This is a genomic window from Streptosporangium sp. DT93, from assembly GCF_049844535.1.
Lineage (GTDB): Bacteria > Actinomycetota > Actinomycetes > Streptosporangiales > Streptosporangiaceae > Streptosporangium.
Genome location: NZ_JBNCLF010000001.1, coordinates 421,511 through 445,489, shown reverse-complemented (window position 1 = coordinate 445,489; position 23,979 = coordinate 421,511). Strand labels below are relative to the sequence as shown.

The following is a 23,979-nucleotide window of genomic DNA, read 5'->3' as shown; positions in this document are numbered from 1 at the left end:
CGGGGGGCGTGCGGGGTCAGGCGTCGGTCTTGATGTGCCTGCGGGCGAAGTCCAGTTGCGCGGACATCTGCGCGATGCGCTCGGAGACGACCAGCGAGCCGTGGCCCGCGTCGTAGCGGTAGACCTCGTGCTCGTGGCCGCGCGAGGCGAGCCGCGTCACGTACGCCTCGATCTGCCCGATCGGGCACCTCGGGTCGTTCTCCCCGGCGAGGATCATCAGGGGTGCCTCGACCTGGTCGACGTAGGTGATCGGCGAGCTTCCCTCGTACCGCTCGGCCTGCTCCTCGGGGGGACCGCCGAACAGCGCGCGGTGGTAGGAGCGCAGTCCCTCCGCCTCCTCCCGGTAGGTGGCCAGGTGGTCGGCGATCGGCACCGTGGCGATGCCCGCCGCCCACATCTTGGGCTGGGTGCCCAGGCCGAGCAGGGTGAGGTAGCCGCCCCAGGAGACGCCGGAGAGCACCAGCCGGTCGGGGTCGCAGACGCCGCGGTCGACCATGGCCTCCCTGACCGCTGCGACGTCGGAGAGCTCGATGTGCCCGACGTCACCGTGCAGCGCGTCCCGCCAGGCCGAGCCGTAACCGGTCGATCCCCGGTAGTTGACCCGTACGACCGCGAAGCCCATGTCCACCCAGGCGGCCACCTGCGGCACGAACGAGTCGTCGTCCTGCGCGGTGGGCCCGCCGTGCAGCAGGAAGACGGTGGGGAAGGGTCCCGAGCCGCGTTCCGGGCGGGAGACCAGGGCGTGGATGCGGCCGCCGGGACCCTCCACGTCGACGTCCTCGACCGGGACCGACGGGGGCGAGGTGGGGCCGCCGTGGTTCATCACGACGTGGCCGCTGGTCGAGCGGATCAGCGGCGGGTGGGCCCCGCTGGACCAGGAGTACTCGACCGAGCCGTCGGGCCGGGGCGCGGCGGCGTCGATCACGCCGTGCTGCGTCTCGATCGGGAACAGGCCGCCGCCGGGCAGGTCGTAGCGGGTCAGGGAGGTACGGCCGCGGTTGCCGCGCACCACGAGCAGCGAGCGGCCGTCGTCGTACCAGTCGGCGGTGATCTCGCCGGGGTCGCGCAGCCAGATCTCGCGCTGGTCGCCGGTCTCGGGGTCCCAGACGAGGGGTTCGCGGCGGCCCCTGCGCTCGTGCAGGGTGAGCAGCCGGCGGTCCCCTGAGAGCGGGGCGAAGCGCAGGCCGATGACGCCCTTGCCGGGGCCGTCGCGCAGGTCGCCGACGACCTCGCCGTTCGGCCGGAGCACGCGCAGGGCGGGGTGGCGGGCGTCGCCGTGCTCGCTGTGGCTGATCGCGATCAGCGAGCCGTCCAGGGAGACCGCGGAGACGGAGGCCGCCTCGGGGTGCTCGTAGATCGTCCGGTCGGGCTCGCCGGGCCGGACGAGGTGGACGGTGAAGCCCTGGCCGGGTCTGGCCATGCCGACGACCGCGCCGCCGGTCGCCGAGAGCCCGAGGCCGGAGGGGAAGCCCGGGGCGAGGTCGATCGGCTCGTCGGGCCCGCCGCCGAAGGGCTGGCGCATCCACCGGCCCCACTCGTCGCCGTCGGTGTCGTCGAACCACCAGATCCACCGGCCGGTGGGGTCGAGCGCGCCGTGCGAGGTGCCCTTGGGGCGGGAGGTCACCTGGCGGGTGGACCCCGCCGCGCGGTCCCAGGCGTAGACCTCCCACGCGCCCGAGGCGTTGCTGCGGTAGACGGACCGGCTGGGAGCCTGGACCGCCCACACGGGCAGCGTCACGCGTGGCGCACGGAACCTGGCCTGCCAGCGCTCCTCCGCCTTCATATGGCGCTTCCCTCCGTCAAGGCTTCAGCTTCACGTGTCCAGGCGCGGGCTCGCCGGATTGCGGTCCAGTATGTCGCCTTCACCGGCTAATTGCTCAGGTAATGTCCGGGAATTTCGGACTAAATGTCACATCAGTAACACGGATCGCTACGGTAGCTGTCAAGCACGCGGCTTGCTCAAGGACGACGCTTAAAGATAGACATGCGGAAAGAAGCCTCCACGACACTCTTTTCAGGCAGATCAGCGATCTTTCTCCGCATAACCCCTGGATCGGTGTGCCAGGCGCTCGGACCCATCCCCACGACCGCCTCGATCGCGTCGTGTCCCAGGACGAGTTCGAAGGCGTGGCTGCTCCGGCCGGTCTCGACGAAGTGCTCGCTCAGGCTCCCGGCCATCCGCCGCTCCTTCGATTCGTCCACCGACAGGAGTCCCAGCCGCTCCACCAGTGGCACGAGATGCCGCGAGGTGGGCGTGACCACGACGAGCACACCATCACCTCTGAGCACCCGAGCGAACTCTGCCCCATTTCTGGGAGCGAACACATTCAGAAGCACATCTATCGTGCCGTCTCTCAAGGGGAGCGGTCTCCATACATCGGCCACCACCGCCCCCGATCGCGGGTGCGCACGCGCGGCCCGCCTGATCGCGTGCTTGGAGACGTCCAGCGCCACCCCGACCGCCCCCGGCAGCCCGTCCAGCGCCCGCGCCAGGTAGTGGCCCGTCCCGGCTCCGGCGTCCGCCAGGACCCCGGCGCCGGCGGGGCAGGCGCCGGCCACCGCGCGGGAGAGGGGCTCGTAGTACCCGGCGCCGAGGAAGGCGTCCCTGGCCGCCACCATCGCGGCGCTGTCGGCCGTGCCGGGCACCCTCGACCCGGTCAGCAGGCTGACGTACCCCTGCCTGGCGATGTCGAAGCCGTGCCCCAGGGCGCACCCGAGGGTCCGCTCGCGAAGGGTCAGCCCGCCCGCGCAGACCGGGCAGGCGAGGTGTTCGACGACATCGGCCAGCATCCCGCCATCATGCCGCCTGCCGCCGCGGCCACGGTCCGGCCGGGTCGCGGGAGGTCGCCGAGGAGGGCGTGAACAGACCCGTGAAAAGGCTGTGAACAGGCCCGGGAAGAGGGTGTGGGGAGGTCCGGAGGCCGTGAGAAGTCCGGGGAAGGGTTCCGTGAACAGGGCCGTGAACACGTTTCGGAGGGGCGTGAAGGGGGTTCGGGGACCGCGAGAGGGTCGCCGTGCACATGTCCCGGAGGGGGGTGGGGAGGTCCGGGGGCCGTGACGCGTCCGGGAGGAGGTGCGGGGAGGTTCGCGAGGAGCCGGGAGGGAGCGGGCCGGGAGGGAGCGGGCCGGACGGGAGCGCCGGGATCAGGTGGTCTGCTGGATCAACCGGAGGAAGTCCGCGTTGGTGGGGGTCTCGCCGAGCCGGTCGATCAGGAGTTCCAGGGCCTGCTGCCTGTCCAGGCCGCCCAGCGTGCGGCGCAGGCGCCAGGCGAGCTGCCGCTCCTGCGGGTCGAGAAGGATCTCCTCGCGCCGGGTGCCCGAGGCGTCGAGGTCCACGGCCGGGAAGAGACGCCTGTCGGCGAGGGCGCGGCTGAGGCGCAGTTCCATGTTGCCGGTGCCCTTGAACTCCTCGAAGAGGCTGTCGTCCATCCGCGAGCCGGTCTCGACCAGGACGGTGGCCAGGATGGTCAGCGAACCCCCGTCGCGCAGGTTGCGCGCGGCGCCGAAGAAGCGGCGCGGGGGCAGCAGGGCCGTGGTGTCGATGCCCCCCGCCAGGGTCCGTCCCCCGCCGGGGGCGAGGTTGTTGTACGCGCGGGCGAGCCGGGTGAGGGAGTCGAGCAGGAGCACGACGTCGCGCCCCTCCTCGGCCAGGCGCTTGGCGCGCTCGACGGCGAGCTCGGCGACGGCGGTGTGGTCGCGGTCGGGACGGTCGAAGGTGGACGCGGCGACCTCGCCGCGGATGGACTCGCGCATCTCGGTGACCTCCTCGGGGCGCTCGCCGACGAGCACCACCATGAGGTGGCAGTCCGGGTGCCCGGCGCTGATCGCGGCGGCCAGATCCTGCAGGACCATCGTCTTGCCCGCCTTGGGCGGGGCGACGACGAGGCCACGCTGGCCCTTGCCCACCGGTGCGAAGAGGTCGACGATCCGGCCGGTCAGCGACCCGTTCTCCAGGCGGAGCCGCTCGCGCGGGTGGATCGGGGTCATGTCCGCGAAGTGGGGTCGCTCCCGCCGGACGGCGGCGCCGTTGACGCTCTCCACCCCTTCCAGCCTCTCGTACGGGCTGCGCGCGGTGGCCACCACGAGATCGCCGGGACGCAGGTCGTACTCGGCGATCTGGGCGGGAGGCACGCGCACGTCGCCCGGCCCCGGCAGGTGGCCGCGGGTCCTGAGGCAGGCGGTCCTGCCCTGGACGTCGAGCAGGCCGGTCACGGTCTCGACCGGGGCGTGCCCGGCGGACGTCTTCGCGGTCCTGTTCCCCGGAGTTGACGAGGTCTCCGGAGCCCGCGAGGTCCGCGGGGTCCTCGCGGCGTCGCCGGTCGTGTCACTCCGGCGGGGGCGCGGAACCTTCCTGGCGGAGGTCTCCTGGGTGGCGGTGACGAGGACGGGGGGTGTGCGGACGGGGGGCGTGGGGGATTCCACGAGGGGGGTTCGGGGGGTCATGGGGACCTTTCAGGGGTTTCACTGGAGTTCGATGGATGTCGCCGCACGGCCCGCGAGAGGGCGGCGGAAGAGCGCACCCGGACCCTGTACGGGGTGGCCCCCGTCACGGGAGCCGACCTTCGCACGGGCCGCGCGGGTGGCGAGATCTGCGCGGGCGAAAGCCCTTCGCGCGGTGCCGGGGCGACGAGGCTCGACCTTCGCGCGGCGTCCGGCGTGGTGAGGGCGGGGCCGTCACACGGTGACGCGGAGCGGTCGGATCGGCGCGAAGCGCCGGATGAGGAGAGCGGATCGGCGCACCCGGCCTGGCCGACGGTGCGTCACACTCCCGGTAAAAGTAGCACTCTCACGCCGTTCCGGACAGGAGGGCGGGGCTACATCGGTCACAACAGTCGCAGGGAACGAGGTGTTCCCGGTGGACGGGACGACACCGCGTGCCGGGAGCGGCCGGGAGCGTCAGATGGTCGTCTCGGTGGCCAGGAGGAGGCGGCGGGCCTTGGCGCGGTAGCGGAGGACCTGGACGATGCCCAGGGCCCAGATCGGGTACTGCGTGGCGAACGCCCACCGGAAGGCGTCGAGGTTCTCGTTCCCGATCACGTCGAGGGTGACGCCGATCAGGGCGATCACCGCGACGGAGGCGACGAAACCGCCGCCGTTCACGATGCCCGTGGCGGCCCCGATCCGGTTGGCGGGATTGAAGGTCCTGGCGTAGTCGAAGCCGATCAGCGAGCCGGGGCCGTTGGTGCCGAGTGCCAGCACGAGGACCGTCAGGAGCCAGAGCGGTGCCCGCCCCGGCCAGAGGAGCACGGCGGTCCACGCCCCCGCGGTGCTGCCGACCACGAGGAACACCAGGCGGGAGCGGTGGAAGGGGAAGCGTCCGGCGAAGTAGCCGAGCAGCGGCCCGCAGACCATGCCGAAGAGGGTCAGCGTGGACAGCAGGACGCCCGCCGTCGCCGGGGACAGGCCCTGCCCCTGGACCAGGAACGGGTACCCCCACAGCAGCAGGAACGAGGCGGCCGAGCACTGGGTGGCCGCGTGGGTCCACATGCCCAGGCGGGTGCCGGGCTCGGTCCAGGCGGCCCTCAGGCCGGGCGGCCGTTCCGTCCGCTCGGGGCGGGAGTCGCGCAGCACGAGGAGCACGAGGAACGCGGAGACCACCCCGAGGACGGAGGCGCCCATGAAGGTGGGCGTCCAGCCGTAGGCGTGCAGGGAGTGGATGAGGGGGACCGCCGAGGCGACCGCGCCGAGCTGGCCCACCACGCCGGTGATCTGCACGATCAGCGGGTTGCGGCGCGCGGAGAAGGAGAGGCCGACCAGCCGGATCACGCTGATGAACGTCATCGCGTCGCCGCAGCCGATCAGTGCCCGGCCCGCGATCCCCGCCGCGGGTCCCGACGTCAGGGCGAAGACGAACTGCCCGCAGGCCATCACGGCGGCGCCCAGGACCAGCATGCGCCTGGACCCGAACCGGTCGAGCAGGATGCCGACCGGGACCTGCATGCCCGCGTAGACCAGGAGCTGGCACATGGCCAGCGCGGAGAGCCCCGCCGCGCCGACACCGAGCCGTGCGGTCGCCTCGATGCCCGCCACGCCCAGCGACTGCCGGTGGAAGACGGCGATCATGTACGCCAGCAGACCCGTGGCCCAGAAGAGGATCGCCATGGACCGTCGTGTCATGCCCAAATATTACTTTTGCCCATGTTTGGGGTTAAGAGGGGGGCGCCGGGGCGGCCGGTTCCGGGGGCATCGGGCGGACGGCCTCGGGAGCGTCGGGTGGATGCCCCGGGGCGCCGGCCGGTCTCAGGGGCGGGGGTAGCGGATGAGCAGGCCGGCGTGGACGTCCTGGTCGCCCAGGGCGGTGTAGGTGTGCGGCACGTCCGACCGCCAGGAGATGTGCTCGCCGGGACCCGCCGACAGCTCGGCCCCGGCCGGCCCGGCGCTGAGCGTCCCGGCGAACACGGTCAGGTGCTCGGTGACGCCCTCGTGGTGGGCGGGCGAGACCTGCGGCGTCCCCGCGCGGATCACCAGCCGGTAGAGCTCGTAGGTGACCGCCTCGTCCTCGAAGACCTGGAGCAGCGTCCCGGCCACGGCCGTCCCGTGGATGACCGGGGAGCGCTCGTCCCCCTCCGGGTCCGTACCCGCGGCGGGGGTGCCGATGGCCATGGCCAACGGGACGCCCAGCTCGGCGGTGACCGCCCAGAGGGTCTCCAGGGTCGGGTTGCGGGTGCCGTTCTCCAGCCCGGAGAGCGTGGCCTTGCCGACGCCCGCGGCGCGGGCGAGGGCGGACAGGGAGATGCCGCGTTCCTCGCGCAGCCCGCGTATCCGCCGCCCGATGTCCAGGGTGCCGTCGTCCACGGCGGGGCGGGGGTTTTGTGGTCCGGAGTCCATGAGGCTATGGTGCAGCACCAAAGCTGTTCCGTTTACGGAACGGCACACGCCCCCCCGCGTGAGGATCGAGATGACACGCCTTCTTCAACCCGTGGTGGCCGGGGTGGTCACCGCGGTCGTCGGTTTCGCCAGTTCCTTCGCGGTCGTCCTGGCCGGGCTCAGGGCGGTGGGCGCCGACCAGCGGCAGGCCGCGTCCGGGCTGCTCGCGCTCTGCGTGGCCAACGGCGTGGTGGCGCTGTGGCTGGGCCTGCGGCAGCGCGTCCCGATCACCATCGCCTGGTCCACCCCCGGCGCGGCGCTGCTGGTGGCGACCGGGGCCGTCGAGGGAGGGTTCCCCGCCGCGGTCGGCGCGTTCGTGGTCTCGGGGCTCCTGATCACCGCGGCGGGCCTGTTCCCGGCGCTGGGCCGCTGGATCGGCGCGATCCCCGCGCCGGTCGCCGGGGCCATGCTCGCCGGTGTCCTGCTCGACCTGTGCCTCGCGCCGGTGCGGGCGCTGGCCGAGATCCCGCTGCTGGCCGGGCCCGCCGTGCTCGTCTGGGTGCTGCTGGGCAGGTTCGCCCGCCGCTGGGCGACGCCGGTGGCGCTCCTCGTCGCGGTCGCGGCGATCGCGCTGACCGGGCAGGCGCCGGGCGCGGCGGACCTGTGGCCGATCGTGGAGGTCACCGCCCCTGCCTGGAGCGCCCAGGCGATGATCAGCGTCGCGCTCCCGCTGTTCCTGGTCACCATGGCCTCGCAGAACGTGCCGGGCATGGCGGTCCTCGCCGGGTACGGCTACCGTCCCCCGCTGCGGGGGATCCTCGTCTCCACCGGGCTGGCGAGCACGCTGGGCGCGCCGCTGGGCGGGCACGCGGTGAACCTGGCGGCGATCAGCGCCGCCCTGGCCGCCGGTCCCGACGCCGGTCCCGATCCGTCCCGCCGGTGGATCGCCTCGGTCACCGCCGGGGTCTCGATGATCGTCCTGGGGGTCGGCTCCGGGCTGGCCACCGCGCTCGTCGTGCTGTCCCCGCCGCTGCTGGTGGAGGCCGTCGCGGGCCTGGCCCTGCTGGGGGCGCTCGCCTCGGCGATCGCCTCCGCCGTCGCCGACCCCGAGGGCCGGGAGGCCGCGGTCGTCACCTTCGTGGTGACCGCGTCGGGGTTGTCGCTGCTGGGCATCGGCGCGGCCTTCTGGGGGCTCGTCGCCGGCGGGCTCATGACGCTCCTGCACCGCCGCCCGGCGCGCCCGGTGCCCCCGGAGGTCGTACCGGAGAAGGCCGCCGCGGTCACGGCGGCCGGACAGGAGACGGAGGTCGTACCGGAGAAGGCCGCCGTGGTCGCGGCGGCCGGGAGCGCGGGCCGGGTGGAGGCCCGGGGGCGTCCGGACATGCCGGCGCCGGTACGGCGGGTGCCGTACCGGCGCGGCCGGGAAGCGGACGGGACGGGCGGCTAGTGGTCGGCCCGCCCGTGACGACCGGCGACGAGCTGGTCGTCGGCGGTCTGGCGGGGAACGTCGACCCGGGGGTGGGGAGCGGTGTCCTCGATCCGGTCGTCGACGCCGTCACGGTCACGGTCGACCACGGGAGCGGTGGACGTGGTGGTGGTGGTCGTCGAGGCGGTCGCGGCCGGAGTCGCGGGGGTCTCCTCGAGCTTGCGCTCCAGCTCCCGCTTCTCCTCCTCCAGACGGGTGACGCGGTCGTGCTCCTCCGCCCGCGCGGTGCGGAGCTTGCGGCGGCGCGCGGCGGAACGCCTCATCCCGGCGAAGATGATGCCGAGACCGAGCAGGAAGACCGCTCCGGTGGCCACACCCGCGAAGAAGAGCTCCAGCTGGGTCAGCTGGTACGCGCGGTCGAACATGGTGAACGTCGCGGTGGTGGTCGATGCTGCGGTCTCGTCCCAGGAGACCGCGATCACGGTCGCACCCGCGAGTACGATCAAGAGAAGTCCCAGCACTATCATGTGACCTCACCTCAGGCTTCGTCTGTTGTGGTAGCCACTGCTGCCCGAGGCCGGCGAGGTTATTCCTCGGATCCCGAGGTTGCCGGGAATGTGTCCGTACGGTCACCTACGACGGCCTCGCCGGACAGGGCTAGGGTGAGCGCTCATGGACCGCACCCGCCTGTACCGCAACGGCGTCCTGGAGGCCGAGGGCTTCCCCATCGACGACATCTCCGACCACGTCGGGGACAGTTCCGCCGTCGTCTGGTTCGACCTCTGCTCGCCCACGCAGGCGGACCTGGCGAAGATCAGCGAAGAGCTGGGGCTCCACCCCCTGGCCGTCGAGGACGCGCTCCACAGCCACCAGCGGCCCAAGCTCGACACCTACGACAGCCACCTGTTCATCACCGCCTACGCCGCGATGCTCAAGGAGGAGACGGTCGAGTTCGTCGAGGTCTCCATCTTCGTGACGAAGAACGCGCTGGTGACCGTACGGGAGAACCCCACCTTCGACATCGACGAGGTGGTCAGGCGCTGGGACGCCAACTCCGAGCTGGTGAGGCTCGGGGTGCCGTACCTGCTGCACGGCGTGCTCGACTACGTCGTGGACGGCTACTTCGACGTGCTGCAGACGGTGGACGACCGGGTCGAGGAGCTGGAGAACGACCTGTTCCAGGAGAACCCCGGCGACATGCCGCACATCCAGCGCCGGACCTTCGACATGCACAAGAAGCTGGTGCGCTTCCGGCGGCTGGCCGTGCCCATGCGCGACGTGGTGGGCAGCCTGCTGCGCAGGGGGGACGAGGTCCTGGACGCCAAGCTCGTCCCGTACTACCAGGACATCTACGACCACACCCTGCGCACCTCGGAGTGGAGCGAGTCGCTGCAGGACCTGGTGACCAACGTCCGTGACACGCACATGAACCAGCAGGGCTTCCGGCTCAACGACATCATGAAGAAGATCACGAGCTGGGCCGCCATCATCGCGGTGCCCACGATGATCACCGGCTACTACGGGCAGAACGTGCCCTATCCCGGCTACGGCCACTCGATCGGGTTCTGGACGTCCACGATCCTGATCGTGGTGGGCACCGTCCTGCTCTACCGGGCCTTCCAGAAGCGCAACTGGCTCTGACCCGCGGCGTCCGGGGACGCCTTCCCGATCCAGGACGTCCCGATCCGCGGTGTCCCGGCCTGCGACGTCCCGATCCGTGCCGCCCCGGCCTGCGGTGTGACGACCGGAGAGGCCCCGGTCTGCGGTGTCACGACCCGGGATGTTCCGGCCTGTGGTGCCGCGGCTCGATATGTCCCGGCTCCCCGTCTCAACCCGCGGACGTATCGTGTCGGTCAACGGATTACCGGGAATCCTCCAGGTCCGGGCCCGTAGACCTTTCCTGGAGGCATGGGTGAGCACTCGGGGGGTGTTCACCGTGGTGCTCGGCGCCGCGGTGCTCTTCTCACTGGCGGCGCGCGACGACACTCCCGCCGGGGCCGCCCCGGCGAGGGTCGCGCCCCTCGACAATCCGTACGGTGTCCAGCCGGGCCTGGCGGCGGTCAGGTCGCAGGGTGACCGCAGGGCCGCGGCCAGGCTGATCGGCGGGCTCCGGGTGGCCGGGATGAGGTCGAAGGCGGGCTACAGCCGGACCCGGTACGGCGAGAACTGGGCCGACACCGCCCGGGGGGTGCCGTACGCGCGCAACGGCTGCCGCACCCGCGACGACCTGCTGGCCCGCGACGGCGAGCAGGTGCGCTACCGCCGGGGGTCCGAGTGCGTGGTGGTCTCCATGAGGCTGCGCGACCCCTACACCGGCCGGACCGTCCGCTGGAGCAAGAGCCGCTCCGACGAGGTCCAGGTCGACCACGTGGTCCCGCTCTCGTACGGGTGGCGGATGGGGGCGTCCCGCTGGCCGATGTCCAAGCGGACCCGCATCGCCAACGACCCGCTCAACCTCCTGCCGGTGTACGGCGACGCCAACGAGGCCAAGGGCGGGTCGGGGCCCGCGTCCTGGCTCCCCCCGAGGCGGGGGATCCGCTGCGCCTACGTCGTCCGCTTCGCCCAGGTGGCCCTGAAGTACGACCTGCCGGTCACCCGCGCGGACAAACGGGTCATGCTCGCCCAGTGCCGCTGACCGCCCCCGGTCCGGCCGTGAGCGGGACTAGGAGCCCGGACCGGTTTCGGGACAGGCGGGAACGAGAGCTCGGCCTCGTACCGCCGGACACGGGCACGGGACCGAACCCGGGGCGGTGCGCGCGGGTGCCGGTTTCCGGTCGCGTGGTGTGGTCTTCTATCCTTCGAGACCGACCCCGGTCAGCTCCGGGACCGTCACGCGCCGCACCCGCAGCCGTCGCCGGTCACCTCCGGAACCGGCACCGACCAGCAGGCGAAGGAACTCTCCCGTGACCTCTCCGGCCCTCTCGGCCCTGACCATCAACGAGCTGACCGCCCGGCGCGACGCGGCCCGGCAGGACCACGACGCGCTCGTACGGCGCGGGCTCTCGCTCGACCTCACGCGGGGCAAGCCCTCGGCGCGCCAGCTCGACCTCTCCGAGGGGCTGCTCGGCCTTCCCGGGGGCCACCTCGCCGCCGACGGGACCGACTGCCGCAACTACGGCGGCCTCCAGGGCCTGCCCGAGATCCGGGAGATCTTCAGCGGTCCCCTCCAGGTGCCCACCGCGCAGCTCGTCGCGGCCGACAACTCCAGCCTCTCCCTGATGCACGACACGGTGGTCCACGCGCTGCTCGGCACGGTGCCCGGCGCCACCCGCCGCTGGGCCGACGAGTCCAGGATCGCGTTCCTGTGCCCGGTGCCCGGGTACGACCGCCACTTCGCCCTGTGCGAGCGGTTCGGCATCGAGCTGATCCCGGTGCCGATGGACGCCGACGGCCCGGACATGGACGTCGTCGAGCGCCTCGTGGCCGAGGACGCGCAGATCAAGGGCATCTGGTGCGTGCCCAAGTACAGCAACCCCAGCGGCGTCAGCTACGGCGACGAGACCGCGCGGCGCCTGGCCGCGATGCCGGCCCTCGCCCCGGACTTCCGGATCTTCTGGGACAACGCCTACGCGGTGCACCACCTGACGGACACCCCCGTGGAGATCGCCGACATCCTGGCGCTCTGCGCCGAGAACGGGAACCCGGACCGGGCCCTCGTCTTCGGCTCCACCTCCAAGATCACCTTTGCCGGTTCGGGGGTCTCCTTCTTCGGTGCGTCCCCGGACAACGTGGCCTGGCTGCTCGGGCACACGGGCAAGCGGACCATCGGCCCCGACAAGATCAACCACCTGCGCCACGTGGAGTTCCTGCGCGACGAGGCCGGGCTGGCCGAGCACATGCGCCGCCACCGCGAGCTGCTGCGGCCGAAGTTCGACGCGGTCGAGACGATCCTGACCAAGGAACTGGGCGGCACCGGCCTGGCGACCTGGTCCACCCCCGCGGGCGGCTACTTCGTCAGCCTCGACGTGCTGGAGGGCTGCGCCCGCGACGTGGTCATGCGGGCGGGGGAGGCGGGCATCGCCCTGACCCCGGCGGGTGCCACCCACCCGTACGGGACCGACCCGCGCGACAGCACCATCCGCATCGCCCCGACCTACCCCGACCAGGCGGAGCTGGAGGCGGCCATCACCGGCCTGGCGGTCTGCGTGCGCCTCGTCGCGACCGAGAGGCTGCTGAGGCAGGCGGGCCAGGCCTGATCCGGCCCTGATCCTGCCCCGGCGGCCCGGCACCTAGCCGGCACCACCCGGCACCACCCGACCCCGAACCGGCCCCGAGCCGGGTCCGGGCGCACGGGTGCGGGCCGGCCGCGGAGGAGGCACGGGTCGCCCGAGGGCCGCGGAGCCTCACCGCCCGGTCACGCGCGGGCGGCCTCGCGGGCCTCCAGCAGGCGGACGATCTCGGCGTGGCCGGTGCCGAGCCAGGACTCCGAGCGGAGATGGCCCGCGTCGTCGCGCACCTCGGCGACGATCCGCACCTCGCCTCCCTCGGCCTCCTCGCGGCGGACGGTGATCCGTGCCCCTCGCGGGGCGCGTTCCGAGGCCTGGGCGAGCAGCTCCGCCTCGACGTCACCCCGGGCGTACCGGCGGGCGAGATCGGCGGGCCGCCTGCCCTGCCGGTCGGCGGCCGCGGGGTCCGCCCCGTGATCGAGGAGCGCCCCGACCACGGCCGCGCTCCCGCGTTCGGCGGCGTGGGAGAGGGCGGTGCGGCCGACGGGATCGGCCGTCCCGGTGTCGGCGCCGGCCGCCAGCAGCTCCCTGACCACGGCCAGGTGGCCGTTCGAGACCGCCCAGTGCAGGGCGGTCGTCGCGGTCCTGCCGACGTCCTCGCGCCGGTCGGGGTCCGCGCCCGCGCCGAGCAGGGCGGCGACCACCTCGAGGTGCCCCCAGGCGGCGGCGGCGCACAGCGGCAGCCCCTCGGAATCGCCCCCGCTCTCCAGGTCGGGGTCCGCGCCGGACGCCAGAAGCCTCCGCACCGTGACCGCGTCCCCTCGTACGGCGGCCCGGTAGAGGGCGGTGCTCCCGCCGGGTCCCCCGGAGGACGCGTCGTCCTCCGGGGGGACGCCGCCTTCCGGGGAGGCATCGCCCGGGGGGACGTCGCCCTCCGGGGAGGCGCCGTCGCCGGATGCCGGGCCGGGCCGCTCGGCCCCCGGGGGCGGGTCGTCTCGTGTCACGGGGTCAGTATGCGCGGTGGCGGGTCGCGCGTTCCATGGGTTTTCTCCGTGTCACGAGGCGCGCAGGAGGTGGCGGCCCGAGGAACCGAACCGGATGCCGCCGTCGTCGGGAAGGTCGCCGAGGGACGACACGCGGTGCAGATGGTGGACACCGGGCGGCAGGGCCACGGCCGACCGCGCGGCGGACACCGCCACGGTGGCGGTGGCCCGGACCTCGCCGTGACCGGCGGCCCAGATCGCCGTGCCGTTCCCGGATCGCGCGAGCGCCAGCCATCGGTCGGTGCCGGGGAAGCGGAGCCCCCGGGGCGCCTTCGACGCGCCCGGAACCCGGGTCAGCATCGCCAGGCAGGCGGTCGCCGCTCGTGAGTCCAGGCCGAAGCGGGTCCGTACCGGCACGCCGAGGTCCCGGGTGAGGACGTGCTGGTCGGAGTAGTCGGCCCGGTACACCCGTCGCCTGCCGTAGCCGGGCAGGTCGAAACGGCGGCCACGGGTGTAGTTGCGCACCTCCGCCCCGGTCCAGGGGTCGCCGAAGCCGCGGCCGAGCAGGCCGTAGGCCCACGCGCAGGACGCCTCGCCGTGGTGCTCGCCGACTCCCAGCATCAGGATCACGTCGATCGGCGCCGGCGCGGCCGGGTCGTGCGCCGCCGCGGCGAGCAGGTTCGTCAGACCGGGGGCGAGCCCCACGCTCAGCAGCACCGGCCGGGACGGTGCGAGCCCTTCCAGTGCGGCGACGTAGGCGGTGGTGGCGGTGACGTCGACGAACGCCGCGCCGTGCCGGGTGACCACATCCGCAAGCGCCGGGTCCTCGACGCCGGCCGCGTTGACGACGACGTCGATCCCGGGCAGCGCCGCCCGTACAGAGGCGGGGACGTTCAGGTCGACCCGCACGTCGGCCCGTGCGACGTCGCGGCCCGCGGCGAGCGCCACGTCCCCGCCGGCGCGCAGGCCGTCCACGATCCGGGCGCCGACCGCGCCGTACCCGCCGAGCACCAGGGCTCTCATCGGCGGCACCGCCGACCGGCCGGCCCGCCGGCGCGGCCGTCCTGGACGGGCCGGTCGTCCTCGCCGGGCCGGTCGAGCGCGCTCACGCGGGCCCCGGGGGTTCTGTGGCGGTGCGCATGGCGTCTCCTATAGTTGTGTGAAACAACTCTCTGGCGTCGAGCATAGGACCAACAGTTGTACGAAACAACTCATGAGGGAGTGTTCCCCGACGACGAGTTGCGCCGCCTGCTCCGGCTGCTCGCCAAGGCCGGAGGGCTGCTCGAACCGCAGGGCCCCGGTGAGCTGCGGCTCTCCCTGTCGGAGGTGTTCGCCCTGGGGGAGCTCTCCGAGGGCGAGACGCTCTCCCAGCGCGAGCTGGCCACCCGCCTTGGGCTGGAGAAGAGCACCGTGAGCCGCCTGGCGGCGGGCATGGAGCGGCGGGGGTGGCTGTCGCGTGAGCGCGATCCGGCGAACCGGCGCTTCTACCGCCTCCGCCTCACCGAGCCGGGACGGGCCGTGGCGGGGGAGGTCGGTTCGGGGCTGCGCGCCAGGCACGACGTCCTGTTCGGCGAGCTCACCGACGAGGAGCGCGCCGGTCTCGCGCTCGGGCTGGCCGGCCTCGCCCGCGCCCTGCGGGGCGGGGCCCACGGCGAGTCGCGGGCGCGGGACGCTAGCTCGACTCCCTCACCACGAGACGGGTCGGCAGGACCACCGGCTCCGCGGGCTCACCCCTGAGCAGGCCGAGCAGCAGCCGGGCCGAGGCGGCGGCCTGCTCGCCCATGGGACTGCGCACCGTGCTGAGCGGCGGATCGGTGTAGAGGGCCGCCTCGATGTCGTCGTACCCCACCACCGCCACGTCGTCGGGCACCCGCCGGCCCGCCCGGCGCAGCGCCCGCAGCGCGCCGATCGCCATCAGGTCGTTGGCCGCGAACACCGCGTCCAGCGCCGGGTCGTCCTCCAGCAACTGCTCCATGGCCAAGGTCCCGGAGGCGCGGGTGAACTCCCCGATGGCCACGATCGAACGCCGCCCGGTCTCGCTCAGCACCTCGCGGTAGGCGCCGAGCCTGTCCTGGGCGGCGGACATGTCCAGCGGCCCGCAGATCGTGGCGATCCGGCGCCGCCCGCCCTCCAGCAGGTGCCGGATCGCCTGGCCGGTCCCGCCGACGTTGTCGTTGTCCACCCACGGCATGGGGACCCGGGAGGCGGGCCTGCCGTGCGAGACGAGCGGGATGCCGGTGGCGACGAGCGCGGCGGGCAGCGGGTCGGCCCCGTGCATCGAGACCAGCATGACCGCGTCCACGTGGCGGGCGGCCACGAACTGCCTGGCCCGCAGCCGCGCGTCGTCGGAACCGGCGAGCATGAGCACGACCTGCTTGCCAGCGGCCTCGAACTCCCGGCTGGCCGCGCGCACGACCGTGGAGAACATCGGGTCGTCCGAGACGAGCCCGGTCGACGGGTCGGAGACGATCACCGCGATCGAGTCGGTACGCCGGGTCACCAGGCTGCGCGCCGCCGGGTTGGGGACGTACCCGAGCTCGTTCACCGCCCGCATCACCACGTCGCGGAGGTCGGCGGCCACCGTCGGCTCGCCGTTCACCACCCTGGAGACCGTCGACTTGGACACGCCGGCCCTGGTGGCGACGGCGTCCAGCGTGGGACGTCTCATGTGGTCTCTCCCGCAGTGCGTACCGCCGCGTGGTCAAGGGTTGCCGGGGTGTGCGGTCCCACCCTCCCCGAAGCCTATCCACTGATCATGGAGAGAACGTTCCCTGGGTGGGAGCGGTCCACCGACGGGATTCTCGCCGTGTCCCCGCGAGCCGACCCGGCCACCCGGTGACGCGAACGCGAGAGAACGCTCCCTGTGTGCATGTCGTCGAGCTCCAGCTCAAGGGCCCCGAAAGGCTCCAGGAAGGAGGCTCCGGGAGCGCTCCCTGAACCGTATGGTTGGTTACCGGCACGTGTCAGGCTCGTTTCCCGCTGGTTGAACGGGTACTTGACAGTCTCGGTCAGACAAGAGCAATCTCCTCTCAGAGAGCGCTCCCCGAACCGATATCGGTTGCACCCCCCACCCCGAGGAGACGCGATGCCCTCGCCTCGACATCCCGCCCGCACACCGGCCCTGCTGATCGCCCTTGCCCTTGCCCTCGCCCTTGTCATGTCCTGCCTCGCGGTCCTGCCCGCGTCGGCGGCCGACGCCCTGCTCTCCCAGGGCAGGCCGGTGACGGCCTCCTCCTCCGAGGGGGTGGCCTTCCCCGCGTCCGCCGCCGTCGACGGCGACCCCGGCACCCGCTGGTCCAGCGCGTTCGCCGACCCGCAGTGGCTCCGGGTCGACCTCGGTGCCACCGCCACCATCACCCAGGTCACGCTGAGGTGGGAGGCCGCTCACGGGCGCGCCTTCCAGATCCAGACCTCGCCCGACGGCACCACCTGGACGAAGATCCACTCCACGACCACCGGCACCGGCGGCGACCAGACGCTGGCCGTCGGCGGATCCGGCCGCTACGTGCGCCTGTACGGCACCCAGCGGGCCACCGCCTACGGCTACTCGCTGTGGGAGTTCCAGGTCTACGGCACGACCGGCTCCACCGACCCGGGCGAGCTCAGGCTGCTCTCCTACGGCAGGCCCGGCGCGGCCTCCACCTCCCAGCACGACGGCAACTGCTGGGAGTGCACCCCCGCCAGGGCGTTCGACCGCGACCCGGCCTCGCGCTGGGCGACCAGCCCCACCGGCGGCTGGGTCGACCCGGCCTGGATCTCCGTCGACCTCGGCGCGACCGCGCGGGTCAGGAGGGTCGTGCTGCAGTGGGACCCGGCCTACGCCACGGCCTTCCAGATCCAGGTCTCCTCCGACAACGCCACCTGGACCCCGATCTACTCCACCACCACCGGCACCGGCTTCAAGCAGACGCTGACCGTCGACGGAACCGGCCGCTACGTGCGCCTGTACGGCACCCGGCGGGCCACCCCGTACGGCTACTCGCTGTGGGAGTTCCAGGTCTGGGGCACCGGCGGCGCGCCGATCACGCCCCCGCCGATCCCGGCCGACCCGGCGAACCCGCCGGCGCTCGTCTGGAGCGACGAGTTCAACGGCGCCTCCGGCACCAGGCCCGACGCGGCCAAGTGGACCCAGGACCCGGGGACCGGCCCGAACAACGAGCTGGAGTACTACACGCCCCAGAACACCGCCATGGACGGCAACGGCAACCTCGTCATCACCGCGCGCGAGGAGACCACCGCCGGGTCGTCGTGTCCCGGAGGCCCCTGCCGGTACACCTCGGGACGGATCAACACCGGAGGCAAGTTCACCTTCACCTACGGCCGGGTCGAGGCACGCGTCAAGGTTCCCAAGGGCAACGGCCTGTGGCCCGCGTTCTGGATGATGGGCGCCGACTTCCTCACCGGCAGGCCGTGGCCGTACAACGGTGAGATCGACATCCTGGAAGTGCTCGGCAAGGACGTCAAGACGGCCTACTCCACCGTCCACGCGCCCGCCTACAACGGCGGCGGCGGCATCGGCGGCTCGTACACGCTGCCGAACGGGGCCGACCTCTCCGACGACTTCCACGTCTGGGCGGCCACCTGGGACAGCAGGGGCATCGTCTACACGCTGGACGGCCGCACGGTCGTCACGATCAGCAAGGAGCAGGTCGAGGCGACCCGGGGCCCGTGGGTCTTCGACCACCCCTTCTACATCATCCTCAACCTCGCGGTCGGCGGCGACTGGCCGGGCCCGCCGGACGCGAGCACCGGTTTCCCCAAGCAGATGCTCGTCGACTACGTGCGCGTCTACCGGTAACCCCCACCCCTCCCGCTCCGGTACGGCCCCCGCCGGGCCGTGCCGGAGCCCCAGCAAAGGAGTCACCCCATGCGTCCGCTCCTGTCCCCCGGCGCGCTCCGGCGCCGGTCACGCCCGCTGGCCCTCGCCCTCGCGCTGGGGGCGCTGCTCGGCACGTCGCTGACGGTCCTGCCCGCCCAGGCCGGTACGGCGTCCCGGTCACAGTCCGCCACCGCGTCCGCTGCCTCGTCCTCCGCGTCCGCTGCGTCCGCTGCGTCCTCCGTGGCCTCCGGTTCGTCCGCCGCCGTCGTGCGGGTGGCGGAGTTCCTCGCCGACTGCCCGTTCAGCCACCGGCTGCCCGACGACCCGATCATCTTCCCCGGCCTGCCCGGCGCCTCCCACATGCACAGCTTCTTCGGCAGCACCACCACCAACGCCCACACGACGCTGGCGAGCCTGCAGAGCTCTCCCAGCAACTGCAACCCGCGCGTCGACCTGTCGTCGTACTGGGTGCCGACCCTCTACAACGGCAACACCCCGGTCGAGCCGACCGGGACCACGTTCTACTACCTGGGCGAGGGCGTGCGCGACGACGTGATCGCGCGGACCCAGCCGCTCCCGCTCGGCCTGCGGATCGTCGCGGGCAACGCCAAGGCGACCGGGCCCGACGACAACACGATCGCGCGCTGGTCGTGCCTGCACGCCGGGCACGTGGGTGCCTCGAAGAACTTCGTGAACTGCCCGGCCGGCACGATGCTGGAGTCCTACCTGGACTTCCCGCAGTGCTGGAACGGCAGGGACCTCGACTCCGCCGACCACAAGAGCCACATGTCCTACCCGGTGGGAGGGACCTGCCCGGCCTCGCACCCGGTGCCGGTGCCCAAGCTCCGCCAGGTGCTGCGCTACCCGGTCAGCGGTGACCCGGCGCGGTTCCGCCTGGCCTCCGGCCCGGGGTACACCATGCACGGCGACTTCTTCAACGCCTGGCCCACCGCCGAGATGGAACGCCGGGTGCGCAACTGCATCCGCCCGATCATCAAGTGCGGCGCGGACGGCAACCCGTCCTGACGTGGACCCCAGCATGGACGGAAACCCGTCCTGACCATCACGTACGGCAAGGACGGAAATTCGTCCTGACCCCGGCGGTGCGGGCCTCGGCCCGCACCGCCCTTTTCTTCGCCCGGCCGGTACGGCCGTCCGCTCCGTCCGGCGATCCGCCCGTTCCTCCCAAGCGTCGGCATGTCCCGCTGATCTGTGAAAAGTAACTATACGTTTTTGCTGCGCAACTCAAAGTGATGGCACTAGCCTTCCTACCGGCACAGGCGGACACGGACGGAAACGGTCGGGAGCAGGGCGGGAGCATGGCGGGGGACGGCGCGGTGACGGACGGCGTGGTGGCCGTGGTCACCGGTGCGGCACAGGGCATCGGTGAGGCGGTGGCGCGCGCCCTGACGGGGGCGGGTGCGCGCGTCGCCGCGCTCGACATCGACACCGAGCGGGTCGAGCGGGTCGCCGCCGGCCTCGGCACCGCGATCGCCTACACCTGCCAGGTCGCCGACAGCGCGGCCGTCGACGACGTGATCGCGCGTGTCGAGACCGGCCTCGGCCCGATCGGGCTGCTCGTCAACGTGGCCGGGGTGCCCTGCTCGGGACCGGCCGTCACCATCGGCGACGACGAGTGGGCGCACACCTTCGCGGTCAACGCCGGCGGCGTCTTCCACCTCTGCCGCGCGGTCGCCCGCCGGATGATCCCCCGCAGATCCGGGGCGATCGTCACCGTGAGCTCCAACGCGGCGGGCGTGCCCCGGGTGAACATGGCGGCCTACGCCGCCTCCAAGGCCGCCGCCGCGCAGTTCACCAAGTGCCTCGGCCTGGAGCTGGCGCCGTACGGCATCCGGTGCAACGTGGTGTCACCCGGCTCGACCGACACCCCCATGCAGCGTGCCCTGTGGACCGGCGAGCACGGCGCCCGGGCGGTCATCGACGGCTCGCCGGCCGCCTTCCGGGTGGGAATCCCCCTGGGCAGGCTGGCCGCTCCCGAGGACATCGCGGACGCCGTCCTCTTCCTGGCCTCCGACCACGCCAGGCACATCACCATGCAGGACCTGTACGTCGACGGAGGCGCCACGCTCCGGTCCTAGCGCGACGTCACCCCCTCTTTTTTCGGATCTTCCCCCTTCCTGGATCCCCTCCCTACAGGAGCACCCTCACCATGCCGTCGAACGACACCCTGACCATGCCCAGAACGCCCGACCTGCTGGGCGACTACGAGCCCGGGGCCTTCTTCTTCGCCTCACCGGCCCGTACCCTGCTCGCCCGCGGGGTGTGCCGGGAGGTTCCCCACTCCACCACCGCCGACCTGCGAGGGCGCGTTGCCACCGCCCTGCGCGAGGCCGAGGAGGCCGGCCATCCCGCGCCGATGGTGGTGGGCGCGGTGCCCTTCCGCGAGGACCGCCCCGCCCGCCTGCTGGTGCCCGCCGCCGTCCGCTGGACGGGCCCGGTCGCACGGCGTACGGACGCCTCCGCGGCCTGCCCCGAGCCGGTCGCCGGCACGTTCACCGCGTTCGGCCCGGTCCCGGCCCCCGGCGACTACGTACGCGGCGTGGAGAGGGCGCTGACCAAGCTCACCGCCGGGGAGCTGAAGAAGATCGTGCTGGCCCGCGCCCTGGACGTCACGCTCGGCGCGCCCGTCGACGTCGGCGGCGTCCTGGGCAACCTGGTACGCCGCGACCCGCAGGCCTACGGCTACGCGGTCGACCTGCCCGTCGGCGGACGGCCCGGCACGGGACCCCGCACGCTGCTGGGCGCCAGCCCGGAGCTGCTCGTCGCCCGCTCAGGACGCGCGATCACCACGAACCCGCTGGCCGGGTCCGCGCCCCGCCACCCCGATCCCGTCGTGGACTCCGCACGGGCCCGCGCCCTGCTCACCTCGGACAAGGACCTGCGCGAGCACGCCCTGGTGATCGAGAACATCGTGGAGGCCCTGCGGCCCTACTGCCGCGACCTGAACGTCCCGGCCGGGCCGTCGCTGCTGTCCACCGCCTCCATGTGGCACCTGTCGACCCGGATCACCGGCGTGCTCGACGACCCGTCGGTCACCTCGCTGGAGCTGGCCACCCTGCTGCACCCCACCCCCGCCGTCTGCGGCACACCCGCCCGCGCCGCGCGCCAGGCCATCGAGGAGATCGAACCGTTCGACCGCGGCCTGTACGCCGGCCTGGTCGGCTGGGGTGACATCCACGGCGACGGCGAGTGGGTGGTGACCATCCGCTGCGCCGAGGTGGCCGACCGGACCATGCGCCTGTTCGCCGGCGCGGGCATCGTCGCCGGGTCGGTCCCGGAGAGCGAGCTCGCCGAGACCACCGCCAAGTTCCAGACGATGCTCCACGCGGCCGGCCTGGGACAGGGCCACTGACCCACCGCCGCCGGGAGCACGCCGCGAACGCCTCGGCCGCCGGAAGAGAGCGCTAAGAACGCCTCCGCCGACCCTCGCCCGCCGAAGGGCGGCTCCCGTCGCTCAGGGAACGTCCAGGGTGGCGCGCAGGCGTGCGAGGACCCGGAGGACCTCCTCGCGGTGCCTAGCGCCGGTGATCCAGCCGGGCAGGGACTCCACCAGCGTTCGCGGCCTGCCGTGATTCCCGCCTCCCGTGGCGGGAGGCAGCCGGCGTTCCCGCCGGAGGGCGGCCACGTGATCCTCCAGCAGATCGAGATGCCGCCGCCCGTACGCCCAGAGCGTGTGCCCGCAGCACGGCGCGCTCAGCCACAGGGGGAGACGGAAATAGGGGTCGGCCGGTTCGTCGTACCAGCCGACCCGGTCGCCCGCCCAGCCACGGACGTACCCGCAGGCCGGGCAGAGCAGCCTGCGCGGCGCGAAGAGCCCGGATTCCCCGCCCGGCAGGGGCCGGACCGCGGCGCGGCCGTCGCAGCGGGGGCAGCGCACCAGGATCTCGTCGGCCGGCAGGTCGTACCAGGACGTACCGGGATCACGGAACCGTTCGCTCATCCCCAGACGCTAACCGGCTCCCCTCCCGCGCCGTGGAGGGAGGGGAAATCCACGAAGATCATCCCCGGCGTCTTCCGGGAACAGGAGATCATTTCCCGAGAATCCTCCGGGAACAGCGAAAGGGCCCGATCCGCCAGGCGGATCAGGCCCCTCACTTCGGGACATTCAACGTCGGGGTGACAGGATTTGAACCTGCGGCCTCTTCGTCCCGAACGAAGCGCGCTACCAAGCTGCGCCACACCCCGTTCGCACGTCTGGTCTTGCTCGTGCTTGGGAAAGTCTAGCGGACTTCGCGGGTACTTGCGTCGCCACGGCGACGGGGCATGAGGGTCAGCAGGCTGGCCTCGGGGTAGCAGGAGAAGCGGGCCGGGGCGTAGGGGCTGGTGCCCAGGCCGGCGGAGACGTGGAGGTAGGCGGAGTCGTGGCGGCTCATGCCCTTGACGCGTGCCCGGTCGATCCCGCAGTTGGTCACGAGGGCGCCGTAGAAGGGGATGCAGAGCTGTCCGCCGTGGGTGTGGCCGGCCAGCAGCAGCTGGTAGCCGTCGGCGGCGAAGCGGGTCAGGTTGCGGGGTTCTGGCGAGTGCATCACGCCCAGGCGCAGGTCGGCCTCGGCCGGGGCGGGGCCGGCGATCAGGTCGTAACGATCGAGGTTGATGTGGGAGTCGTGGATGCCCCCCACGGCCACGTCGAGATCACCGGCCTTGACCCGGGCGGTGGTGTTGTTCATGTCCAGCCAGCCCTCACCGGCCATGGCGGCGCCCAGCTCCTCCCAGGGGAGGGTGGGGATCTTCTGCCCGTAGTCGGCCTTGGAGGTGCGCCAGAGGTAGCGGACCGGGTTCTTCGGCCGGGGCTCGTACATGTCGTTGGAGCCGTAGACGAACAGGCCGGGCCGCGCGAGCAGGGGCTCCAGGGCGTACATGAGGGGCGCGATCGCGTCGGGGTGGGAGATGGAGTCGCCGGTGTTGACGACCAGGTCGGGGTTGAGGTCGCCCAGCGAGCGCACCCAGTCGATCAGCATCCGCCTGCCGGGGGTGAGGTGCAGGTCGGAAAGGTGCAGGATGCGCACCGGCCGCTGTCCGGGCTCCAGGACGGGCACGTCGAAGCGGCGCAGCCGGAACGCGTTGCGCTCGACGATCGAGGCGTACGCCAGGCCGGCCACGCCGGCGCCGAGCAGGGACAGGGGCACCGCGGCTGCTTTCCTCACGTCCTCATCATGCCCGAGTCGTGCCCAGGATCCGGCCTCCGGAAGGAAACTCGGGATACAGCGGGGCTGGTGAGGCGGCAAGATGGACCGCATGAGCGCATTGAAGGACAAGCTGAAGGCCGATCTCACGGTCTCCATGAAGAGCAGGGACGAGATCCGCACCCGCACGATCCGCATGGCCCTGGCGGCCGTGAACGTCGAGGAGGTCGCGGGCAAGACGGCCCGCGAGCTCAGCGACGACGAGGTCGTCAAGGTGCTGGCCAAGGAGGCGAAGAAGCGCCGGGAGGCGGCCGAGGCGTTCAGCGGCGCCGGGCGGACGGAGCAGGCGCAGGCGGAGGTCGACGAGCAGGCCGTACTGGAGGCGTACCTGCCCGCGCAGCTCTCCGACGAGGAGCTCGCCGCGCTGGTGGAGGAGGCCGTCGCCGAGAGCGGTGCCACCGGTCCGCAGGCCATGGGCCAGGTGATGAAGGTCGTGAACCCGAAGGTCGCCGGACGCGCCGAGGGCGGCCGGGTCGCGCAGGCCGTGCGGGCCCGCCTGGCGTCCTCCTGACGCCCGTCCGGAACCGTCCGAGCTGACGCCGGCCGGTTCCGGCCGAACTGACGACCGGCCGGT

Annotated in this window: 21 protein-coding genes and 1 tRNA gene; 10 read left to right on the top strand and 12 right to left on the bottom strand. The window is 72.8% G+C overall.

From position 1 onward, the window contains the following. Nucleotides 1-16 precede the first annotated feature (16 nt). From ACLQ2R_RS02125 to ACLQ2R_RS02105, 5 genes are all read right to left on the bottom strand, one after another. Complete coding sequence (locus ACLQ2R_RS02125) at nt 17-1,783, bottom strand: S9 family peptidase (RefSeq protein ID WP_425957538.1); 1,767 nt, start codon at nt 1,781-1,783, stop codon at nt 17-19. A 176-nt stretch (nt 1,784-1,959) separates the two neighbouring features. Next, the gene (locus ACLQ2R_RS02120; RefSeq protein WP_425957537.1) at nt 1,960-2,790 is read right to left on the bottom strand and encodes a putative RNA methyltransferase; all 831 of its coding nucleotides are present in this window, start codon (nt 2,788-2,790) and stop codon (nt 1,960-1,962) included. Nucleotides 2,791-3,144: 354 nt separating this feature from the next. Continuing rightward, nucleotides 3,145-4,443: a transcription termination factor Rho gene (rho, locus tag ACLQ2R_RS02115; RefSeq protein ID WP_425957536.1), complete on the bottom strand. Its 1,299-nt coding sequence runs from the start codon at nt 4,441-4,443 to the stop codon at nt 3,145-3,147. Between the two features lie 453 nt (nt 4,444-4,896). Further along, entirely contained in the window at nt 4,897-6,117 is a 1,221-nt protein-coding gene (locus ACLQ2R_RS02110; protein WP_425957535.1) for an MFS transporter, read from the bottom strand. A gap of 123 nt (nt 6,118-6,240) precedes the next feature. Then, nucleotides 6,241-6,828: a helix-turn-helix domain-containing protein gene (locus tag ACLQ2R_RS02105; RefSeq protein ID WP_425957534.1), complete on the bottom strand. Its 588-nt coding sequence runs from the start codon at nt 6,826-6,828 to the stop codon at nt 6,241-6,243. A gap of 70 nt (nt 6,829-6,898) precedes the next feature. On the opposite strand from ACLQ2R_RS02105, the gene ACLQ2R_RS02100 reads away from it, so the two are divergent. Then, nucleotides 6,899-8,254: a benzoate/H(+) symporter BenE family transporter gene (locus ACLQ2R_RS02100; protein ID WP_425957533.1), complete on the top strand. Its 1,356-nt coding sequence runs from the start codon at nt 6,899-6,901 to the stop codon at nt 8,252-8,254. Here the strand turns inward: ACLQ2R_RS02100 and ACLQ2R_RS02095 are convergent. Further along, nucleotides 8,251-8,739, bottom strand: a complete 489-nt coding sequence (locus ACLQ2R_RS02095) for a hypothetical protein (RefSeq protein WP_425957532.1) — start codon at nt 8,737-8,739, stop codon at nt 8,251-8,253. The two genes, ACLQ2R_RS02100 and ACLQ2R_RS02095, sit on opposite strands and share 4 nt — an antisense overlap. A 166-nt stretch (nt 8,740-8,905) precedes the next feature. Between ACLQ2R_RS02095 and ACLQ2R_RS02090 the strand changes: the two genes are divergently transcribed. The 3 genes from ACLQ2R_RS02090 to ACLQ2R_RS02080 all read left to right on the top strand — a co-directional run bounded on the left by ACLQ2R_RS02090 (nt 8,906) and on the right by ACLQ2R_RS02080 (nt 12,429). Further along, entirely contained in the window at nt 8,906-9,874 is a 969-nt protein-coding gene (locus ACLQ2R_RS02090) for a magnesium transporter CorA family protein (RefSeq protein WP_425957531.1), read from the top strand. A gap of 271 nt (nt 9,875-10,145) precedes the next feature. Then, nucleotides 10,146-10,868, top strand: coding sequence for an HNH endonuclease family protein (locus tag ACLQ2R_RS02085; RefSeq protein ID WP_425957530.1), 723 nt, complete (start codon nt 10,146-10,148; stop codon nt 10,866-10,868). Nucleotides 10,869-11,136: 268 nt separating this feature from the next. After that, nucleotides 11,137-12,429, top strand: a complete 1,293-nt coding sequence (locus ACLQ2R_RS02080) for an aminotransferase (RefSeq protein ID WP_425957529.1) — start codon at nt 11,137-11,139, stop codon at nt 12,427-12,429. Nucleotides 12,430-12,587: 158 nt separating this feature from the next. Here ACLQ2R_RS02080 and ACLQ2R_RS02075 read toward each other — a convergent pair whose 3' ends face one another. Together ACLQ2R_RS02075 and ACLQ2R_RS02070 are read right to left on the bottom strand one after the other, a co-directional pair. Next, on the bottom strand, nt 12,588-13,403 hold the full coding sequence (locus ACLQ2R_RS02075) for an ankyrin repeat domain-containing protein (protein WP_425957528.1): 816 nt from the start codon (nt 13,401-13,403) through the stop codon (nt 12,588-12,590). Between the two features lie 51 nt (nt 13,404-13,454). Further along, nucleotides 13,455-14,405 carry a saccharopine dehydrogenase gene (locus ACLQ2R_RS02070; protein WP_425957527.1) on the bottom strand — a complete coding sequence of 317 codons (951 nt, stop codon included), beginning with the start codon at nt 14,403-14,405 and terminating at the stop codon, nt 13,455-13,457. Between the two features lie 198 nt (nt 14,406-14,603). On the opposite strand from ACLQ2R_RS02070, the gene ACLQ2R_RS02065 reads away from it, so the two are divergent. Continuing rightward, nucleotides 14,604-15,119, top strand: coding sequence for a MarR family winged helix-turn-helix transcriptional regulator (locus tag ACLQ2R_RS02065; protein WP_425957526.1), 516 nt, complete (start codon nt 14,604-14,606; stop codon nt 15,117-15,119). Here ACLQ2R_RS02065 and ACLQ2R_RS02060 read toward each other — a convergent pair. Further along, nucleotides 15,055-16,050 carry a LacI family DNA-binding transcriptional regulator gene (locus ACLQ2R_RS02060; RefSeq protein WP_425957525.1) on the bottom strand — a complete coding sequence of 332 codons (996 nt, stop codon included), beginning with the start codon at nt 16,048-16,050 and terminating at the stop codon, nt 15,055-15,057. The two genes, ACLQ2R_RS02065 and ACLQ2R_RS02060, sit on opposite strands and share 65 nt — an antisense overlap. Nucleotides 16,051-16,467: 417 nt before the next feature. Here ACLQ2R_RS02060 and ACLQ2R_RS02055 point away from each other — a divergent pair, with 417 nt between their 5' ends. From ACLQ2R_RS02055 to dhbC, 4 genes are all read left to right on the top strand, one after another. Continuing rightward, complete coding sequence (locus ACLQ2R_RS02055; protein WP_425957524.1) at nt 16,468-18,180, top strand: discoidin domain-containing protein; 1,713 nt, start codon at nt 16,468-16,470, stop codon at nt 18,178-18,180. Between the two features lie 69 nt (nt 18,181-18,249). After that, nucleotides 18,250-19,227, top strand: coding sequence for a DUF1996 domain-containing protein (locus ACLQ2R_RS02050; RefSeq protein WP_425957523.1), 978 nt, complete (start codon nt 18,250-18,252; stop codon nt 19,225-19,227). Between the two features lie 293 nt (nt 19,228-19,520). Next, nucleotides 19,521-20,300, top strand: coding sequence for a 2,3-dihydro-2,3-dihydroxybenzoate dehydrogenase (locus ACLQ2R_RS02045; protein WP_425957522.1), 780 nt, complete (start codon nt 19,521-19,523; stop codon nt 20,298-20,300). A 71-nt stretch (nt 20,301-20,371) separates the two neighbouring features. After that, the gene (gene dhbC / locus ACLQ2R_RS02040) at nt 20,372-21,574 is read left to right on the top strand and encodes an isochorismate synthase DhbC (protein WP_425957521.1); all 1,203 of its coding nucleotides are present in this window, start codon (nt 20,372-20,374) and stop codon (nt 21,572-21,574) included. A gap of 102 nt (nt 21,575-21,676) precedes the next feature. Here the strand turns inward: dhbC and ACLQ2R_RS02035 are convergent, their stop codons facing one another. The 3 genes from ACLQ2R_RS02035 to ACLQ2R_RS02025 all read right to left on the bottom strand — a co-directional run bounded on the left by ACLQ2R_RS02035 (nt 21,677) and on the right by ACLQ2R_RS02025 (nt 23,366). Further along, nucleotides 21,677-22,162, bottom strand: coding sequence for a hypothetical protein (locus ACLQ2R_RS02035; protein WP_425957520.1), 486 nt, complete (start codon nt 22,160-22,162; stop codon nt 21,677-21,679). Nucleotides 22,163-22,333: 171 nt separating this feature from the next. Beyond that, nucleotides 22,334-22,407 (bottom strand) — tRNA-Pro (locus ACLQ2R_RS02030). 35 nt (nt 22,408-22,442) lie between these two features. After that, entirely contained in the window at nt 22,443-23,366 is a 924-nt protein-coding gene (locus ACLQ2R_RS02025) for a metallophosphoesterase (RefSeq protein WP_386239985.1), read from the bottom strand. Nucleotides 23,367-23,457: 91 nt separating this feature from the next. Between ACLQ2R_RS02025 and ACLQ2R_RS02020 the strand changes: the two genes are divergently transcribed. Next, nucleotides 23,458-23,916, top strand: a complete 459-nt coding sequence (locus ACLQ2R_RS02020) for a GatB/YqeY domain-containing protein (RefSeq protein ID WP_425957519.1) — start codon at nt 23,458-23,460, stop codon at nt 23,914-23,916. Nucleotides 23,917-23,979 lie beyond the last annotated feature (63 nt).